Origin of the sequence: Lacticaseibacillus styriensis, from assembly GCF_030770295.1 — a bacterium.
GTDB classification, from domain to species: domain Bacteria; phylum Bacillota; class Bacilli; order Lactobacillales; family Lactobacillaceae; genus Lacticaseibacillus; species Lacticaseibacillus casei.
Genome location: NZ_CP132483.1, coordinates 105291 through 124582, shown reverse-complemented (window position 1 = coordinate 124582; position 19292 = coordinate 105291). Strand labels below are relative to the sequence as shown.

At 47.1% G+C, this 19292-nt stretch carries 19 protein-coding genes, 2 pseudogenes and 1 riboswitch; of the genes and pseudogenes, 4 read left to right on the top strand and 17 right to left on the bottom strand.

The genetic code is table 11. The annotated features are described in order from the left end of the window. Window positions 1-16: 16 nt before the first annotated feature. The 3 genes from LACSTY_RS00560 to LACSTY_RS00550 form a co-directional block, all read right to left on the bottom strand. Entirely contained in the window at window positions 17-2023 is a 2007-nt protein-coding gene (locus LACSTY_RS00560) for a DHH family phosphoesterase (protein ID WP_087911300.1), read from the bottom strand. 465 nt (window positions 2024-2488) lie between these two features. Beyond that, window positions 2489-3181, bottom strand: a complete 693-nt coding sequence (locus LACSTY_RS00555; protein WP_225362708.1) for an ATP-binding cassette domain-containing protein — start codon at window positions 3179-3181, stop codon at window positions 2489-2491. A gap of 2 nt (window positions 3182-3183) precedes the next feature. Next, window positions 3184-4044, bottom strand: a complete 861-nt coding sequence (locus LACSTY_RS00550) for an ABC transporter transmembrane domain-containing protein (protein WP_236944230.1) — start codon at window positions 4042-4044, stop codon at window positions 3184-3186. Window positions 4045-4457: 413 nt separating this feature from the next. On the opposite strand from LACSTY_RS00550, the pseudogene LACSTY_RS00545 reads away from it, so the two are divergent. Beyond that, window positions 4458-4719, top strand: a pseudogene (locus LACSTY_RS00545) (helix-turn-helix domain-containing protein). 238 nt (window positions 4720-4957) lie between these two features. Here the strand turns inward: LACSTY_RS00545 and LACSTY_RS00540 are convergent. The 14 genes and pseudogenes from LACSTY_RS00540 to LACSTY_RS00475 all read right to left on the bottom strand — a co-directional run bounded on the left by LACSTY_RS00540 (window position 4958) and on the right by LACSTY_RS00475 (window position 15248). After that, window positions 4958-5824, bottom strand: coding sequence for a DMT family transporter (locus LACSTY_RS00540; RefSeq protein ID WP_087911299.1), 867 nt, complete (start codon window positions 5822-5824; stop codon window positions 4958-4960). After that, window positions 5817-6230 carry an NUDIX domain-containing protein gene (locus LACSTY_RS00535; RefSeq protein WP_087911298.1) on the bottom strand — a complete coding sequence of 138 codons (414 nt, stop codon included), beginning with the start codon at window positions 6228-6230 and terminating at the stop codon, window positions 5817-5819. Before LACSTY_RS00535 ends, LACSTY_RS00540 begins: the two co-directional genes overlap by 8 nt. A 288-nt stretch (window positions 6231-6518) precedes the next feature. After that, window positions 6519-6803 (bottom strand): helix-turn-helix domain-containing protein, encoded by a 285-nt coding sequence (locus LACSTY_RS00530; RefSeq protein WP_087911297.1) that lies wholly within the window; start codon window positions 6801-6803, stop codon window positions 6519-6521. Between the two features lie 22 nt (window positions 6804-6825). Beyond that, on the bottom strand, window positions 6826-7038 hold the full coding sequence (locus LACSTY_RS00525; protein ID WP_047106634.1) for a hypothetical protein: 213 nt from the start codon (window positions 7036-7038) through the stop codon (window positions 6826-6828). Between the two features lie 125 nt (window positions 7039-7163). Further along, complete coding sequence (locus tag LACSTY_RS00520) at window positions 7164-7493, bottom strand: YxeA family protein (RefSeq protein ID WP_087911296.1); 330 nt, start codon at window positions 7491-7493, stop codon at window positions 7164-7166. After that, window positions 7490-8167 carry an ATP-binding cassette domain-containing protein gene (locus LACSTY_RS00515; RefSeq protein ID WP_087911295.1) on the bottom strand — a complete coding sequence of 226 codons (678 nt, stop codon included), beginning with the start codon at window positions 8165-8167 and terminating at the stop codon, window positions 7490-7492. The genes LACSTY_RS00520 and LACSTY_RS00515 overlap by 4 nt, the downstream gene beginning before the upstream one ends. A 294-nt stretch (window positions 8168-8461) precedes the next feature. Next, window positions 8462-9133, bottom strand: coding sequence for a class I SAM-dependent methyltransferase (locus LACSTY_RS00510; RefSeq protein WP_049172653.1), 672 nt, complete (start codon window positions 9131-9133; stop codon window positions 8462-8464). Further along, complete coding sequence (locus LACSTY_RS00505; protein WP_306390938.1) at window positions 9123-10349, bottom strand: MFS transporter; 1227 nt, start codon at window positions 10347-10349, stop codon at window positions 9123-9125. The genes LACSTY_RS00510 and LACSTY_RS00505 overlap by 11 nt, the downstream gene beginning before the upstream one ends. Next, window positions 10327-11067 (bottom strand): HesA/MoeB/ThiF family protein, encoded by a 741-nt coding sequence (locus LACSTY_RS00500; RefSeq protein ID WP_010490066.1) that lies wholly within the window; start codon window positions 11065-11067, stop codon window positions 10327-10329. The genes LACSTY_RS00505 and LACSTY_RS00500 overlap by 23 nt, the downstream gene beginning before the upstream one ends. An 83-nt stretch (window positions 11068-11150) precedes the next feature. After that, window positions 11151-11414, bottom strand: a complete 264-nt coding sequence (locus tag LACSTY_RS00495; RefSeq protein ID WP_010490067.1) for a MoaD/ThiS family protein — start codon at window positions 11412-11414, stop codon at window positions 11151-11153. Between the two features lie 163 nt (window positions 11415-11577). After that, window positions 11578-11727: pseudogene (locus LACSTY_RS00490) on the bottom strand (transposase zinc-binding domain-containing protein); the annotation flags it as partial. 70 nt (window positions 11728-11797) lie between these two features. Next, entirely contained in the window at window positions 11798-12856 is a 1059-nt protein-coding gene (locus tag LACSTY_RS00485) for an aspartate-semialdehyde dehydrogenase (RefSeq protein ID WP_087911293.1), read from the bottom strand. Between the two features lie 3 nt (window positions 12857-12859). Continuing rightward, entirely contained in the window at window positions 12860-13867 is a 1008-nt protein-coding gene (gene dapF / locus LACSTY_RS00480) for a diaminopimelate epimerase (protein ID WP_087911292.1), read from the bottom strand. 1 nt (window position 13868) lies between these two features. After that, on the bottom strand, window positions 13869-15248 hold the full coding sequence (locus LACSTY_RS00475; protein ID WP_087911291.1) for an aspartate kinase: 1380 nt from the start codon (window positions 15246-15248) through the stop codon (window positions 13869-13871). Window positions 15249-15738: 490 nt separating this feature from the next. Continuing rightward, a riboswitch (Lysine riboswitch) is annotated at window positions 15739-15918 on the top strand. 136 nt (window positions 15919-16054) lie between these two features. Between LACSTY_RS00475 and lysA the strand changes: the two genes are divergently transcribed. From lysA to LACSTY_RS00460, 3 genes are read left to right on the top strand one after another with little or no spacing between them, the layout of a single operon-like run. Continuing rightward, entirely contained in the window at window positions 16055-17404 is a 1350-nt protein-coding gene (gene lysA, locus LACSTY_RS00470; protein ID WP_087911290.1) for a diaminopimelate decarboxylase, read from the top strand. Window positions 17405-17413: 9 nt separating this feature from the next. Further along, window positions 17414-18118: a 2,3,4,5-tetrahydropyridine-2,6-dicarboxylate N-acetyltransferase gene (dapD, locus tag LACSTY_RS00465; RefSeq protein WP_087911289.1), complete on the top strand. Its 705-nt coding sequence runs from the start codon at window positions 17414-17416 to the stop codon at window positions 18116-18118. A gap of 6 nt (window positions 18119-18124) precedes the next feature. Beyond that, window positions 18125-19276, top strand: coding sequence for an N-acetyldiaminopimelate deacetylase (locus tag LACSTY_RS00460; RefSeq protein WP_087911288.1), 1152 nt, complete (start codon window positions 18125-18127; stop codon window positions 19274-19276). Window positions 19277-19292 lie beyond the last annotated feature (16 nt).

The window sequence follows — 19292 nt, the reverse complement described above, 5'->3', positions numbered from 1 at the left end:
CGTTATGACGATTGCGTCACGCGTCTTCGTCTGCTTTTTTGATCTGAGCAAGTAAGTCGGTGCGAACTTCGGCGATTGTTTTGCCCTTGATCTGGGTAGCTGCATTGCTTAAATGACCGCCGCCCCCCATGGCTTCCATGATGACCTGCACATTTACATCCCCAGTCGAACGAGCGGAAATGCCGATATCACCACTGGGCCGTTTGGTAATAACAAAACTGGCATCGACACCATTCAGCGACAGCATGGTGTCAGCCGCTTGGGCAGCAATCACCGGATCATAGCGCTTATCTTCTTCCCCAGTACATAGTGCCATATTTGGGGCAATCATTTCAATTGTGTCAATCAAATGGTTGCGTTGGATGAAGCTGTCGATATTTTCTTTCAGCAGATTCTGCGCCAACATCCCATCAGCACCCATGGAACGCAGATAACTGGCTGCGTCAAACGTCCGCGTGCCGGTCCGCAAGCTGAACGACTTCGTATCCACGGTAATCCCTGCTAACATCGCCGTTGCTTCAAGCTTATCCAGACTCGGAACATTCGTCGGCTGATACTCAAACATTTCGGCAATCAGCTCACACGTCGAGCTGGCATATGGTTCGATGTAAACCAGCATCGGATTGTCCGGGAACTCTTCCCCGCGCCGATGGTGATCGATAATCACGGTTCGTGCCGCCAACCGCTTGTACAACTCAGGCGCGGCTGAAATCGATGGCTTGCTGTGGTCAACCAAAATCAACAGACTTTGATCCGTCGCCTGTGACAACGCCGCTTCCGGGGTCACAATGGCATTGGCCACTTCCGGATCCTGGCCAACCTGCCCCATCAGCCGCTCAACATCGGAATGCAAATGATCAGGATCAATAACAATGTAACATTCCTTACCATTCATCTGAGCAATACGCCGAATCCCCATCGCTGCCCCGACGGCATCCATATCCGGCCGCTTGTGACCAACAACAAAGACTTTATCGGTTTGCTTAAACAACTCTTGCAAGGCTTGCGCGACCATGCGTGCTCGTACCCGAGTCCGCTTCTCCATGGGATTGGTTTTACCGCCATAGAATCGGGCTTCATGACCCTTCGCCCGAACCACAACCTGATCGCCGCCACGACCCAGCGCCAGATCCAGGTTACTCTGCGAGGTGACCGCGAGCTGAGCTAAATCTTCATCACCATAAGCAATCCCGACAGACAGGGTTAATGGATAGTTCTGCTTAGAGGTTTCTTCCCGAATCGCGTCCAGAATCTTGAACTTATCCCGTTCAACATCCTTTAGCGACTTAGCGTAAGCCAGTAAGAAAAAGCGATCGTTGTCGATCCGCTTCAAAAACATGCCAAATTGGTTGGCCCAATCTGTCAACTGGTTGGTGACATAACTATTCAAATTCGTGACGACCTGGTCATCCATTGTCTGGGTAATTTCGTCATAGTTATCAATGAAAATCTGCCCGATAGCAATCTTTTCATCTTCCGCGCGCTCTTCAATTTCAGCATAACGCGTGACATCCATCAGATAGACAACGCCGATGCTCTTTTGCACGATAATCTCAAATTGATGCTGGCCCCAGGTCACCATTTTGGTTTCATTAGTGTCCTCGTGACTGCGAATCAGCTCGGCCAGCTCGGCATCCACTTTTTCCAGAGGCTGCCCCAGCACATCCGTATCGCCAAAATACTTCTGGAGAAACGGATTCGTCCACTCAATATTCAGATCCTCATCATAAATCATGATCCCGATCGGCATTTTAATCAGCGCTTCTTGTTCCCCGCGCTTAATCCGATAACTCAGATCCGAAATATACTGATTCGTATTCTTGGCAATGGTCTCAAGGGCATAAAAAATCGTCGCCACAAGACTGATTAAAATCAACAGCATCAACAAAGCCAGCCACGGGCGGATCAAGGCTCCGATCAAAATGCCGATGACCGCAAGAACCACCATCGCAATTGCTGCATACCGCATCCGCATGTCTTCCAAAAACTCCGGCATACGAATCCGTTCAAACAATTTCTTCATATAGAAAAACTCGCTTTCACTTGGCGCAGATACTTAAGGATTTCTTTAGCTATTCTACCATACTGTGCAAGCGGATTCTGGAAAGAGGGTCAGAGCGTGAACTGGCGCGGTTAGGAACCGGAGTGTAAGTGGCCTTGGGCGTGATGGCCCGGTCTTAGGCCATTGCGACCAAGGTCCTTACACGTAGATTTCTGCGACTGCGAACGCGTTTTCGAGTGCGTCGGTCAGCCGAGGTTTGTCACGAGTTTCTATACAAATATGCTTTTTAGATGAACCCATGTTAGAATAATCTTGTCGAAATTGCTCATGAATCATCACCAATCCGCGTAGACCGTAAGCTGCGCGGGTTTTTTTGTACTCAAAAAAACGACACCCTCGCTAAAAGATGCCGCCTTAATGCCGATGCCGGGCTTCGTCGGAATTCATCAGCTGAAAGTTTAGCCGCAAATGCAGCTCACATAACCCTCACTGCATCACAATCGGCGTACCAACATGAAGCAAATGATCATCATGGGTAATCGCAATGACTAATTTGCTTTTTGCCAGTTCTTTGAGTAACCCAATAACCGCCGCTCGGATCTCCGGATAAATATTGGCAGTCGGTTCATCCAAAATATACATGGACGCATTTTCTTTGCCAAATGCCGCTAAAAGACGCACTAACTGCAACTCGCCGCTCGACAGCACATCGACCTTCTCATCATAAATATTCCGGAGATTAAACACGTCCGAATCATAAACTTTTGCAAAAAGCGGTAACCTTTTGACCATTGATAAAGGGTCGTTTTGCGTCATGCCGGCTAAGTATTCGCGAACCGTCATATGCGGAGACGGGACATCTTGAAAGGAAAAGCCGATCTCCTTTTTCCGCAACGTCCGCATATCGATTTGCTTCATCTTGATGCCATTAATTGAAATGTTGCCCTTCAGCTCTGGCTGGTAAATCCCTGTCATCGTTCGGACAAACGTACTCTTACCAACGCCATTGTCCCCAGAAATGACGTATAACCCCGGTGTCTTAAACGAGCAAGATAGATCACGCGAATAAAAAAGTTCCTGTGCATCGGATTTTTTCTCAAATCGTTTGATATTAAGGGCATCAACATCAATCCGGTGAATCCGCGCAACATCTTGCATTCCGGTTTGATCGTCCGCCATGTTCAGAATTTGCTCCATCCGCGCAAGTGAGGCCCGATATGCTTCAGCGCCAATAGCAATGCTAAAAATCTGATCGACTGAATTGAGTAACTGCCCGAAGTACTGGAGAATAATCGCAAAAAGCCGATGGTGATACTGCCTCTTAAGACTGCCAAGCCGCCGATCACAAAGAAAAGGGTTTGAAACGCCAACTGCATGACGATTTGCCAGGTTGACATCCAATAATGAATCCAAAAACTTTTGGTGAAAGTTTTGAATAGGCTGTGTCCCACCTGATCGAGCAGCGCTACCTCACTAGGCAGATTTTCCGCGCCCTTAATCTCGACATATCTGCCAATAAAATCGTTTCTGGCCGAATAATAGTCATTCTGTTTGCCTTTTATTTCTAGACTCACACGGTAAATTTTTCGATGAAAGACAACATAAATAAGGAAATAAACCGGTAAAAAGACAACCATAATGGTGAAAATTTCAGCATTCGCACTAAGAACATAAGCAGTAATGGTGAGTGTCGACACGATGACACTGCACAACCTGACAACTGTGTCGGAGAAAAATGAAACAATTTCAGTCACATCATCATTGATCCGCGCGCTTAAGGTTGTCGGGCTCCACTTTAAGATGCTGAGCGTATTTTTTGTGAACAGTCGAAAAATAATTTTTCGATTTAACTCAAGTACCGTTTTTTGTTTGGTCAGTATCTGAATATGACTTGTGAAAAAGGAAATAACAAGCCTTAGTATGCTAAAGCCCAGCATTAAGCAAAAAAACAGCGCAAACAAGCGCGGGTCGCGACTATACACCAAACTATCAAGCAACTTGCCTTCGAGATATGTATTACCGGTGATCAGGCTTGTACTCATCATCGTAAAGATCACCAAGATGATAAAGGCTGTGCGATGCTTCTTTAGTGTTTGCCATACGACTGAGTCCATTGAAACTCCTCCTGAGCGTGAGTTGGCACGGATGAACTAAGGTTAGTTATGGTTTTACGCTCGCAAAAGTTTTTGTCAATGAGAATGCAATCGCTGTTTAATTTTATAATTATTTTATAATTTCTTATTATTAGCCTTTTCTCTGTCTGAATCCACTACTGACCTTGAATGCATGTCACCTCCACAAAAAAGTAACTTGAATATATGCAAATCACCAATCTTCAAAACAGACCTATTTGAATAGTTAAGAGATGTCAAAGTCTATCGGTATACATACATATCATATGCACGAGTATGATATAAAGAATCCATAGATCTCTGAAAGGAACGGCATTCAACCCATGAAAATTGATGAATTATTGAAAAAAGAAATGCAGAACCCAGAATTTACCAGTGCTTATACACTAAACAAGGAACGCTCGGCGGCAGCCTTGGCACTTTATCACGCACGGGAAGCGGCAGGCCTCACACAAGCTGACCTAACGTGCCGGTGTACCACAGACAACGATTGCTCGAATTGAACGGGGCGATAACGTCTCATTTAATAAATTAGCAGAAATTGCTCATGCTATGGGTAAAAAGGTCTATGTTAAGATCGCTTGATAACTTTACTGGAATCCGATATACGGATTCCAGCCTACATAAAATGACCTGCAGTTGCCGAACTTTCCGGGAATTGCAGGTCTTTTATATAAGGCAAAGATTTCCATTTGCTACATTTAGTTCGATGAACCTCACTGCGATCCTGATAAAATAAACGCAAGATGCGTACAAACGTTTTGGCCGTTTAATGATCTTGGATTTAGGACTGAACAGATTATGCTCACTATGAATGAACATTTTAATCAATTTGCGACTTCTTAACCGGCAGCGACATCCAAACAATCGAAAGCACAATTAGGGCACCGCCGAGCAGAAACGCTGGAGTTATTTGAATCGTGAAAAATGGCAACGAGTAGATCAGAACAAAAATCGGGTTAAGGGCCCGGATTAAATTGGCGTCGCGAAACGAGATAAACTTTAGCCCGCGATAAAACAGTAATAACCCGAGAAAGCCTGAACAAAACGCTGAGATGGCAACGGCACCCATGCCCATGTTGGGTGAAAAAGAGAGCTTGCCGCTTCCGGCGAGTATCAGTCCGAGAATAACGACGGCAGTGCCTTGGTTGTATAAGAGTAATATTTTCTCATCAACCTGGGTCAGTGCCTTTTTGGCCAACGTATTCGTTAAAGCGAAGCTGAAGGTGTACCCAAATGCACAGGCAAGTCCGATGATGTTGTTCACATTTCCCGAGAAATCAGAGACCAGTGCGGTACCGGCAATGCAAAGCAGAATCGGCACCAGTTCGCGGCGGTCGAATTTTTCATGCAGCATGATCACCGACAGCAGAATGGCGAAGACAATGTAAAACCTTCCGATCAACCCGACACTCACCGGATCAAGGAAAAAGAGGCTTAGGTATTGCAAAAAGATGCCCAAGCAATTCGTCAGTCCTAAAATCCAGACAACCGGCTGCTTAATCCACACCATTTTTGTTTTGGTCATCGCAATCGTGATCAGCGTCAACACCAATGAAATAAGTGCATTATAAAAACTCGCAGCCAGTGGCGATAACGTGATCATCGACCATTTGTTCATCACCGGCGTCAGCGCCATCACCGCCACCGACAAGCCATTCAGCAGTAAGCCATAGCGGCGGCTACTCATTTGGCCACCCGATATGACGAAAAATCTGGCAGTAAACATCGTCATGAAACGATCTGTCAGCATCCGGCAACGGTTCAAGTGACAACTTTCGATCGTCGGTTTCGGAAGATGCCGGAATCGTCTCCAGCCGATCAACCTCGGCGCGGACAACCGCTGTGACGTGTCCGGTCGGTAACACATAATAACCCAACGGCACGATTGAATCCGGCTTAATCACAGCGCCGGATTCTTCAAACGACTCACGCACCGCCGCTTGGGCAAGGGTTTCACCGGCTTCCAACTTGCCACCGGTCAGCTCCCACTGGCGTTTGGAATTATGTACCCAGATAATGCCGCCATTAAAAAATTGAACAACCAGCACCGAATCCGGCCTTTGCGGAACCGTTTCAAAATGAACCTCGACCATATCGAATCACCTCTTCATTTATTTGGTTAAAAGCGCGGAGGTTGATTGTATAACGGGCATTGTGGGGGTGTCAATCATATTTTTTACTGCTGCGAAGTTTCGTTTCCCGCACAATACAATTTGATCGGCGAGCTGTCCGGCTCCGATCACCATTTGGGCATTTATCTTGATGTTTCTCTGACAATCACTTTCCGTGAGTTTGACGCATCATTATTAGATAAAAGCCAAAAATAAATCGTAAAAATGCGGCAAAAAAGCCCATGCGCGCTGCATGGACCAATTTGTAGTCTAGTCATCTACCAAAGTCACATCAAGTGTTTTACCCAGCGCCACTGCAATTTTGCTCAAAATGTCAAGACTTGTCCGCTCGCCTAGCTCAACTCGGGCAATCTCTCTTTCGGGTACACCAGCTGCCGTTGCAAGATCTCTTTGCGACAGTCCGGCCTCGCGTGCTTTCATAAATTGATAAGCGGTCATTAAACGAACCTTACCCTGATCAAACTGCGCTTTTGCCTCAGGGTGAACCGTATATTTAGCTATCAGATCTTCAATCTTTAACGTCTTCGGTGTCATCCTCAGCTCCACTTTGCTTAGATCAAATAACGGATCCAAGTGTGACTACCTTATAAAGAGCGTTGAAAAGCGAAGCCAACATTGTACCAGCACGCACGTGATACGGCAGTCGCTTCATCTTAGTGGACGGCCACAAAGACAGTAACGTTTGTATCCCAGCAACGATCAACGCTAAAACAATAACCAACGCCAGAACTGCCAACAGCACTATCAGAATCGTCCCAATCACTGCCATGGCTGCTACCTTCTTTCTTGTAAAGCTGTGCGTCTGCCAATAGTAGCCATATTATTCCATAACAACTCAATCTACGTCAATCATTTGTTTAGACCTTAAAGCTTCCTCTGTATTTAAGTCACTAATTACTGTTGCGTCCTCTTAGCAAAAGTCTCTTTTGACACATAAGTCACACGCTTCACATACTGTCCCTTGTGCCTCACCGTTACATACTTCCCATCTGGATCATAGCCGGTCATTTCTTTCAGTACCAGCGTCGGCTTTGTCTGCGTTGCGGTATACAACTCGACATTGCGATAACGCTGTTTTCCTTGTGGGACTTTTGCGTAACTTGTTTGTTCAGGTACGAATGGATTGACACGATCCGTCCACCGGTTGTGAATCAGCAATATGCCGGCAACCGCAACCATGACCAGTGCTGCCACTGTAACACTCAAAATTTTGGCCTTTTTCATGCAAGCTTCTCTCCCTTAGCGATATTTTCAGTAATGGTGACGCGATAATTTTCGACTCGAATCAAGTAATCGCAGTGCCGCCAGACCTCAGCTGTATGCGTGGCGACGATGATCGTTGCTTGATCGCCGAAGTCATGAAGTAGATGCTGTGTCACTTCATCGGCATTGGCTGCATCCAGTGAGCCGGTGGGTTCGTCGGCGAAAATAATCGTCGGTTTCTTCAGCAATAAGCGCGCCAAGGCCAGTCGCTGCTGCTCGCCGCCGCTAAGTGTAAAGATGCGTTGCTTCAGGTCAACGTTTGCCAACCCCAACTGCTGCAAAACTTCTTTCATAGCGACGGTTTGTTCTTGACGTGAAAGCCGCTGATTGGCTAAGCCGATTTTCAGATTATAGGCAACAATCTCCTTATCGACTAATCCAAAATTCTGAAAAATGAAGCCGAATTTATCCCGCCGCAGTTGCGGTAGATTTTTGGTTGAAACCGGCTGATCATCCACCATGACAGTGCCTGCCGTGGCGGTTTCCAAACCACCGAGAATATTCAGAAAGGTCGTTTTACCGGTGCCGCTTTTACCGATAATGGCATAGCTTTTACCTTCTGCTAGTTGACAATTGACATTTTCAAAAATCATTCGCTGAGCAAATTTTTTCGTGAGTCCTTTCACTTCAATCATGTGCTTTTTTCCTCTCTTGTCAGTCACTAAATGTACGTCAGCTCTTAAAGTCCACGATTCAGTGTTGCTAAGACTCGACGTTGCCCCCGCCATGCCACGAGTAGAATAATTACTGCCTCGATGAAAAGATAAGGCGTCAATGCGAATGCGAATTGCCACTTCCCGCGTAAAATCATCACACCACCAATGAGACAGGCATCGATGAAAATATTGGCTAGCAAAAAAGTGCGAATAAATTGATAGTTGAAATTAATGAAGATCATTTCAACAAACTGGCATGTTGTTGAGCAACTGCTATGTTAAAGAAACATTTTGAGCTATGCCTAACCAGTCTCTTATAAGTCCGCCAGGGTACCTCGACCTCTCAGAGTTAACGGGTTTAGGCCCGTATACTATTTTAAAACCGGCATTCTCCAATAAATGGCATATGTCTTGAAAGGACAAATATAGCTTATTAGGTACGTCTGCCCTATATTTTAATTTTAAGCTGCCATTTTTTGACATAGACAAACTTTTCCAATTAGGCCATATATCCGTGCCTATCGCAGGAAGCTCAAAAATCAAGAAACCCTCTTTGGTGAGCCTGTCTTTTAAAAGTCGAAATCTTTCTACGACATTTGGAAAGTTCCCATTGACCAGGACCTCACTACAAATCGTATAATCAAATGCTTTTATATGGGGAAAGGCTTCAGTGTAGCTTCCATAGTCAAAATGAGTAGCATATTGTGGATAATTTTCTTTGGCATTCTTTATACTGGTGTGAGCAATATCACAGGCATACACATTCCAGCCTTCTTTCAATAAAGGAAAAACATTTCTGCCCGTACCAAGTCCAACATAAAGCCCTGCATTTTGTTTAGGAACAGCCTTCTTTATGATCTTCTCTATAGGCAATGGCTTACGTTTATCATTCCATTCTCTTTTGTAGTATTCGTCCCATCTCTTATCTTCACCATCAAAGTTCATCTTTTAGCTCCTCTTTATTTAACCCTCGATACATATACGCATGTGCTGATACCGCTGCGGTTAGAGTAAACATAAGAAAGGATATGAGGCCGTTAGATGACACTGCTGCGCTACCAAACATTGTTGGGCCTAAAATGTTCTGCAACTGTCCCCCCAAATTTATAGCACTCAAGTCAGTGGTTAAGGATTCAGAACGACTATAAATCACCATGTACATCGCTAAGGCAGCACTGCTAAATAACTCGGCTAAGACTTGACTGACTATTAACATTAACAAAGCCATAAAGATGAGAGTATCAATATGCATTACGGTTATTACGGACGTGACAAGGAATGAAGCTGCTATTATTGCGCCTGATATAACCCATAGCCTATCATACCTTCTATTCTCAGCGGCCCAGGTGTTTACCTTCCCTTGAAATAAGGAAATAACCACTGTATTAATAATAAAGGCCATCGGTGATAGCCAACTATAGTTTTTAAAGTACATGACAACTATTAATGGAACATACACACTCAATAAAGTCCTATGAAAAGAAAACAGGAAATTCTCCATGATAAGCAATCTTCTAAACTTATTTGCCAATGCAGACTTTATCACCTTTATAGATATTGGCTTTTTTAAAACCTTACCAGACGTTACAGCTACACCTTTCAATGCCGTTCTGTATAAAAAAATCACCAGCAAAAAAGACAGGGAATTTGTAATCACAGTTGGCATTAATCCCCAATTTATAGCGAGCAATAAAAAACTAAATCCAGCTCCTAGACCATATCCAATGTTTGTTGGCAACATCATTTTACCCATTAAAACTGTCGCGTCTCTTTTGGATAAAGGCGAAATTATTAGACTTCTAGTTAAAGAAGCAGCAGATCTATCTATAATTCCAAATAAGGACATATATATTAAGAATTGAAGATTGCCACTTATAAACAGCCAGCATAGTGCACCCACGCCTCTTAAAAAATATGAAATTGAAAACAATTTAAGCCTTCCATATTTATCTGCTAAATAACCCACTGGCAGCGATGATATCATCCCTGATATCGCAGATAAGGTTAGCCCTATCCCAATAATACTCGGAGATACGTGACTGTACGTAGAGAAAAAAACCGTTGAGACACTAACGAATGATCCAGTCCCAAAGGAATCAATTCCTGAAGAAAGCAAAGCAGCAAACTGTATATTGTTTCTAGGCTTTTGTTTTCTTACCACAGGCTGGACACCTCGGATTTTTTGGTATAGGAAGTTTATAATAATCATTTTGAAAGTTTGAGCAGGACATTAAATAGCCTCGCGCTAGCTCTCCTTCCTTCAAAGCAATCTTTAAGACTTCATTAGCACCCATAATCCCGGCAATCCCTGTTCCAATGCCCCAAACAGCTACAGGACCTTTTCTGCTTTCAGGCAAATCTGGGAATGCACATTGTAAGCATGGATCATCGTCAGTTAGTCTTGTAAACGCATAACCATATCCATATTGAGCGGAGACATGAACCATTGGAACTTTATAATCAACAGCATACTGATTCACCATCAATCGTTGCTCAGGACCATCTCCGCCTTCTAGGATCACATCAAATCCACCCAACAGATCATCTATGTTGTCGGGAGTTACCTTTTCGACTGAGTATTCTATTTCAATGTCCGGGTTGAGCAATCTTAACTTCTTGGCAGCGGCTACGGCTTTATATTCACCAATGTCCTCAGTTGTATATAGAATCTGTCTATTCAGGTTGCTTAACTCTACCCTATCAAAATCAATAATTTTAATTTTGCCGATGCCAGCAGCTGCTAGATAATACAGAAGCGGCGACTTCACACCACCAGCGCCAACGCTAACAACGCTAAAGTTGTTTATTAATTGTTGGCCATGCTCCCCAACCTGAGGCATGAGTAATTGTCTATTGTACCGTGAATTGTTAAATTCCATATTATTCTCCTAAAGTTTAAAATATGTGATATTTATAAAATAAAAATGGCCACCTGATTGTAGGTGGCCATTCTTATTTCCGTTTAGCCATCGCAGGTCATAACAGAGGCAAGCATAACCTCGTCATTAGGATTGACTGGTTGATCAACGGTTGCCAATTTTCCGTTAATCAAGACGCGGCAAAGAAGCCGTGGCTTATTGGTTCTCTCATCAAACAAGTTATGTTTCAGGTCGTCATCTTTGAATGCAACATCTTTAACGATCTCGCTCACAGTAGAGCCAGAGGACAAGATGGATCCCTTCCCAAGGCGGCCTTCTGCAATACCACGAAGTTTAACATTGACCATAAAATCACTTCCTTTACTTTTGATAAGTCAAAGTTAAGGCAAGCCTAAACAAAATGCAACCCAAATTTTAAAAAATAACGTTTAATTACGGCCTTATGCTAATTTGATTATCATTTTAAGTTCAGAAGCACAGAGCGCTTTTGGGTCGCTTTTACTTTGCAAAAGCGACCCATTTAGTGTTACGACAGCCTTCACAAACAAATAAACGATAACCTTTTTGAATATCTCCGCAAGATTCAAATTTGGCAACCTCTTTTTTTACCACTGGCCGAATTCTTCGTCCATGGTTCTTCAAAAGTTTATAATTCTTTATACGTTAAAAAAACCGACACCACCCCGCCGCCAAACAGCGACCATACATGGTATCGGTCCTAACATATTTTTTACTTCGGCTGAATCAAGCCCATCGCATCCATCGTCTCCGCAATTTGCATGGAATTCCATGCGGCACCCTTGAGAAGATTATCGGAAACATCCCACATGTGGAAGAAGCGTGGATTTTCTGCATCGGCGCGAATACGCCCGACAAAGACCTCTTTACTGCCAACGGCGTTTCTGGCTTGCGGGTAAAGTTGCTGGCTCGGATCATCTTGAACAACCACGCCGGGCGCCTCTGCTAACGTTGCGCGAATGGCGTCAGCGGTAGCATTGCTATCTTCCACTTCGAAGTAAACTTCTTCTGAGTGGGCAATGGGAACCGGAATGCGGACACAGGTGGCGGTGACTTTAATCGCATCGCTGTTCATATCGCCGGCCATGATTTTCTTGGTTTCATGAATCATTTTCCATTCTTCATGACTGTAGCCGTCTGGTTCGAAAACATCAATCTGCGGCAAGGCGTTGAAGGCGATCGGATAGTGCTTCTTATCGCCGGCAGTCGGTAAAATTTTCGGCTTCAGCGGCTGGTCATCCAGTGCTGCCCGGGTTTCATCAAACAATTCATTCATGGCCGACTGTCCGGCACCGGAAACTGCCTGATAGGTCGAGACAACAACCTGTTTCAAGCCAAATGCCTTACGAATTGGCTCCAGCGCTGTGACCATCTGAATTGTTGAACAATTAGGGTTGGCGATGATACCTTGATGATGGCGCAGTGCCTCAGGATTTACTTCTGGCACAACCAACGGAATATCCGGTTCCATCCGAAATGCGCTGGTGTTATCGACCACCACGGCGCCGGCTTTAATGGCTGCCGGGGCAAACCGTTTGGAAACCGACCCGCCAGCGGAAAACAGCGCAATGTCAATACCTTTAAATGAATCATCGGTTGTTTCGTGAACGGTTAATGTTCCATCGCGAAACGGTACCTTTTTGCCTTCTGAATGCTTGCTGGCAAGTGCCAAAACCGATGCAATCGGTAGTTTGCTTTCTGCGACCATTTTCAACATCCGGGTTCCAACGGCTCCGGTTGCACCCACAACTGCTACGTGATAACCACTCATGATTTAAACTCCTTCTGTCAATGTGTCAACCAATGCGCGATGCGGTAATGCGGCAACGAATCGTTCATAAGCCGCCTGCTCGCTCGTCTGCTTGATAACCGCCTGCTGCAAATCGCCGCCGATCAATGTTGCTTCTGGCAACGTAATCGTGGCGGTAACCGTCGCATTGCCGATTAATTCAATCCAATAATGGTCGTGATCGCGATGAACCACCGTTTTGACCATTCCTCCTGGATTATACACGGTATTGACGCGATCCAACGCCGCTTGGTGGGGATGGGTCAAAATAAACGCCAGGGTCGTTGCTGACATGCCGGTGCCGCAAGCATTGGTAAACCCGACGCCGCGCTCATAGGTCCGGGCAAACAGCGTATCCTGCCCTAAGATTTCGGCAAATGTGACGTTAACCCCTTCCGGAAAATAAGGATTTTCCCCGTTCAATTGCTTGCCAATCCGTTCAAGATCAGGACCAGCCAACTCGTCCTTGGACACAAACGCAATCAAGTGCGGATTGGGCACGGCAACTGCGGTGAACTTCAGATGCGGATGAATAGCCGGCAAAACCGTATCAACAATGCGATCCGTGCCTAAATTAGCAAACGGCAAAGCCTGTGGCGCAAAACTAACCGGGGAAATTTCAACCGAATATGCCGGTACGCCGGCAGCTAATGGCTTCTGCTTGGCGACCGCCAAATCCGCAAAGTCAGTGTGGACGCGGAATGATGTTTGGCCGGTTTTTTCACTTAAATATCGTGCCACCGTCCGCAACCCGTTGCCACAAAGCTTGGCAAAGCTACCGTCCGTATTAACGACGGTCATTTTTCCCGCTGTTCCAGGTGCATCCGTAATCGCCAAAACACCGTCCGCACCGCCTAGCAAACCAGTCTGACTGTCGGTTAGCCGTTGCGTCAATGTCGCCAGCTGCGTCTTCGTCAACGGCTGGGTCAGTTGCGTTTCATCCAATAAAAAGAAACTATTTTCGGAACCGTGAACTTTTTGCAATGTCACCATGTTAGTGTACCTCCAGACGCTGATTAATCGGAATGAAAAAGGCGTTGTAAATTGCCTTGACCGCGCGATTGGCTGACTCCCGCGAGGTGCCTAGCATCAGTGAAATCTGCGAGGCGCCTTCGTTGATCATCGACACGTGAACACCGGCACTCGCTAACGGCTGCAAAATCGTCTGAATCAAGCCAGTCCGCTGCGCCATTCCTTCGCCGACAACCATGATAATCGCGTAATCATCGATCCACTTCAAAACATCGGGATGGACCGCCGCTTGGATCTCATCGCACACAGCCTTCCGCTTGGCCTCGTTCAGCTGCCGATCATCCAGAATAATCGTCAGATCGTCAATCCCGCTTGGCATATGCTCGTAGCTGATGCCGTGTCGCTCCAAAACCTGCAGCAACTTCAGTGTAAAACCGACTTCCTTATTCAATAGATAACGATGCAGGTAAATGGCGCCGAAGTGTTGCGAACTCACGATGCCGGTAATGGCGTGCTTCGGAACAAAATGCTGTTCGGGAACAATCATGGTCCCAGGAGCATCAGGATGATTAGTGTTCTTCAAATTAATGGGAATCTGTCCCGCAATGGCTGGCAAAATTGCTTCATCATGAAAAACGCCAAACCCACCATATGAAAGCTCCCGCATTTCCCGATAAGTCATTTCCTGAATCATCTGGGGATTTGCCACCACACGCGGATCAGCTGCGGCAACCCCATCCACATCGGTAAAGTTTTCATATAAGTCGGCGTGAAAACCGTTGGCGAGAATGGCTCCGGTGATATCGGAACCGCCGCGCGAAAAAGTGGCAATGGCACCTTTACTGGTATACCCATAGAACCCAGGCACCACCAGCACACCCAGCGGTCGACTAAAAGTTTCCAAATGCGTGTAAGTTTCACGTGAAACTTCCGCATCATTCGGATCATCGGTCACCACGATGCCCAAGTCTTTCGGCTCGCCATAAGTAGCTTCAATACCTTCATGATTCAAAACGGCGGTCATCAGAAACGCATTCAACTTTTCGCCGCGAGCCTTGAATCCGGCCAGAAGATAATCGCGATTGGCAAATGCCTTTTTCGGTAATTGGTATAGTTCTTTTCTGATTTGCTGCATGACTTGGGGATCAAGTCCGAAATCATCGGCGATTGCGTGATAACGCGCAACAATTTCGGTAACGACTGCAGTTGCTGATTCATGGCGCAAGACCGCTTGGGCATACTGAATCAACAAGTCTGTCACTTTAACGTCACCGGGATGCCGTTTACCAGGCGCGCTAGTCACCATCACCTGCCGCGCAGGATTTGCTTTCATGATTGCCACAACTTTGGCAAACTGCGACCCATTTGCTAATGATGACCCGCCAAACTTTACGACCCGCACGATAAACTGCCTCCCTAATGGGTTCTCTATCGCAAGCAACTCGCAGCTATTCGCTCACAGACATCGCGTTTTGTCAGCTCGTTTCTGCAAATGAGAACTCTGTCATTTTATTTTGTACTTTAGCAGACTCTCCCAGAAACACAACCCCCAGCGACGGCGGAAAATCAGCACGTTTTGTCGGCATTGCATAGAAACAAAGTGTTGAAATTTGTTTCTAATTTTTTTGCTCAAATGGGTGACGGGGCGTTTGGGGTAGTGGGTGGCGAACAATGGGCTGGCGCAGGAACGAGTCTGCATGTAAGGAGCTTGATTCAATGGCTAATCTCTGCTGCTCTCGTAAACGCGTTCACTGGGCCAGAAACCTGCGTGTAAGGACCTCAGGCGCAATGGCCAAGTTCGGGCCATCACGCCTGAGGCCACTTACACTCCGGTTTCTAACCGGCCCAGTTCACGCTCTTGACGCCTTCGTTTTTTTATTATAGTCTGGTGATAAACAGATAGAGGTTGCAACCAACATGAGTATCCGAATCGAGCGAGATCCTTCGCATTGACATTTGGTGAAAGGGGCGGTTGCCGAAATGGGGGCGCCGGGATCGGCAAGCCTGTTGGGCCAGGGTTGAATAAATCCTGTACTGTCGCTTAGAAACCTAAGCGGGGCGCTATCATTCAAGTAGATTGCAAGTTGGGATCTTTTTGTTTGACGCGTGGCCAAACAAAAGGATCCCTTTTCGTTTGCCATCGCCCTGCCGTAACGCGTTCACTGGGCCAGAAACCGGCCCAGTGAACGCTCAAGGAGGATGCCTGATATGAATTTTGCTACAAATCAAGAAGGTCAATTAACCATTGGCGGCGTTGCGGCCAGTCAACTGGCGCACACGTTTCAAACACCGCTTTACGTGTATGATGTCGGAGCGATTCGCCACCAGATTCGCGCGTTTAAACAAGTTTTTGAGGCTGCCAACGTCCGTTATGCTGTCAGTTATGCTTCCAAGGCGTTTGCGACCATTGCAATGTACGATGTCGCCAAGGCTGAAAACATTCATGTCGATGTGGTTTCCGGCGGCGAATTATACACGGCTCAAGCCGCCGATTTTCCCATGGCAAAGGTCAGCTTTCATGGCAATAACAAAAGCAAAGCTGAATTGCAACAAGCACTGGATGCCGGCGTCGGCACGATCATCGTGGACAATTTTCATGAATTGGATCTGCTTGATGAGCTCTTGAAAGCAGCAGTTGGCCAACAAGATGTTTTGATTCGGGTCGCTCCCGGGATTAGCGCCCACACCCATGCTTATGATCAAACCGGCCAAACTGACAGTAAATTCGGCTTTGATCTTGAAAGCGGGCAGGCAGATGAAGCAGCCAAGCGGATTTTAGCCGACGAACATCTGAACCTGCTCGGCATCCACGCCCATATCGGCTCGCAGATTTTTGAAGTAGCCGGATTTGAAGCCGTCACCCAAAAGCTGCTGACAGTCCTCGATAACTGGCACCGGCAATTCGGTTTCACCCCGCAAGTGCTCAATGTCGGCGGTGGGTTCGGGATTGCTTACACCAGCCAGGATGATCCGTTGCCGCCAGAAGCGTTTGTCAAAGCCATTCTGAGCACCCTCAAGACGCAAAGTAGTCAGCTCGATTGGCCGCTTCCGGCAGTCTGGATTGAACCGGGGCGGTCGATTGTCGGCCCCGCCGGCTACAGCCTTTACACGGTCGGCAGCCGTAAAGACGTGCCTGGGCTGCGGCCATATGTTGCAGTTGACGGCGGCATGGGCGACAACATTCGCCCCGCCCTTTATCAGGCGCAATACACTGCGGTGGTTGCCGATTACCCGACCGCCAAGCCAACCGAGCATGTCCATCTCGTCGGCAAGTACTGCGAATCCGGGGATATTTTAATCGACGATGCCCCATTGCCCGCCACCCAGCCAGGTGATGTGGTTGCCGTTTTCGACACCGGCGCTTATGGCTACTCCATGGCATCCAACTACAACCGCAACCCGCGGCCGGCCGTCGTTTTCGTTGAAAATGGCCAGGCCCAGCTGGTCGTCACGCGCGAAACTTACGCCGACTTGATTCAGCACGATCACCACTACGCCGCACCGAGCTCGTCAACACCCGCAACCACCGCCAACAACGCTACTACCGCAACCAAATAGGAGGCCATCATGGCACAATTAGACACCCAAAAGATCATTTCAACCATTGCCAACAGTCAGAAAACAACACCCGTTAAGGTCTATCTCAAAGGCGAGTTAGCTGATTTGCATTTTCCAAAAAGTGTTCACGCATTCGTTGGGGAACACACCGGAACGGTCATCGGCGACTGGGCGGTTATTCAGCCAATTTTGAAAAAGGCCAAGCTTGACGACTACTATGTCGAAACCACGGGTCGTAATACCGGCGTTCCTTTGTTGGATATCAAAGCGGAAAATGCCCGGATTGAGCCCGGCGCGATCATCCGCGACCAGGTTCTGATCGGCAACAATGCAGTGATCATGATGGGCGCCATTATCAATATCGGCGCTGAAATCGGTGATGGCACCATGATCGACATGGGTGCGGTGCTGGGCGGTCGAGCGATTGTCGGCAAGCATTGCCATATTGGTGCCGGTACCGTTTTGGCCGGCGTGGTAGAACCGCCGTCAGCGAAACCCGTCACAATCGGTGATCACGTCATGATCGGCGCCAATGCGGTGGTTCTTGAAGGCGTGTCGGTCGGCGAAGGGGCGGTTATTGCCGCCGGAGCTGTCGTCATTAACGATGTGCCGGCACACACGGTGGTTGCCGGCGTTCCCGCCAAAGTCATCAAGCAGGTTAACGATCAAACGGAAGCCAAAACCGTCCTGCTCGACGAACTCAGAAAGCTGTGATTTTTAATGAAGGAAGCTGAATTGATTGCCATTCGCCGCCAGCTCCATCAAATCCCCGAGCTAGCCTTGCAGGAAAAAGAAACGCATGCCTTCCTACTTAAAACGGTGCAAAGTTTTCCGCAAACCCACCTCACCATTCGGACACTGCCTAAATTGCCAACTGCCTTACTGGTCAAAGTTCACGGACAAAACCCGCAACGAACCATCGGCTATCGAACTGACATTGACGCCTTGCCGGTGACGGAACAAACCGGCTTACCGTTTAGCTCGCAGCATTCCGGCATCGCCCATGCTTGCGGCCATGACATCCACATGACAGTTGCGCTAGGAATTCTGGATTATTTTGCCCACCACCAGCCAAAAGATAATTTGATTTTCTTCTTCCAACCGGCCGAAGAAAGCAAAAACGGCGGCAAATTGGCCTACGACATGGGCACTTTCACCGGTGATTGGCACATCGATGAGTTTTACGGCTTGCACGATCGCCCTGACTTACCGGCTGGTACCATCAGCACGCGGCTTGGCACTCTTTTTGCCGGGACAACTGAAATCAATGTCGATCTCATCGGGAAAAGCGGCCACGCAGCCTTGCCGCAAAATGCCAACGATATGATCGTGGCGGCCGCCAGTTTTATCAACCAGATTCAAACCGTTGTTGCCCGTAACGTCAGCCCCACCGACAGCGCGGTCATCACGTTTGGCCTGATGCGCGCCGGAACCATTCGCAATGTGATTGCTGGACGCGCCCACCTGGAAGGTACTTTACGCGGGTTCACCCAGAAACAAATCGATTTCTTACAGCAACGTATCCGCGATATCGGTCGGGGAATCGCCGCCAGCTTCAACTGCGACGTCAACGTTGATTTGAATCAAGGCGGCTATTATCCGGTCGAAAATAACCCGCAGCTGACCAAAGATTTCATTCAATACATGCAATCCGATCCAGCCGTCACGTTTGCACCCACAGGCTCCGTGATGACCGGGGAAGATTTCGGCTATCTATTGAATAAAATTCCCGGCACCATGTTCTGGCTAGGCGTTAACGATCCAGATTCCCAACTACATGCCGCCGACTTTTCACCAGACGAAGCTGCGTTAGCACCAGGTGTCACAGCAGTTGTGCATTTTCTGGAACATCGGATGGCGGAAAATAATTGAATCAGTAGCTATCGAT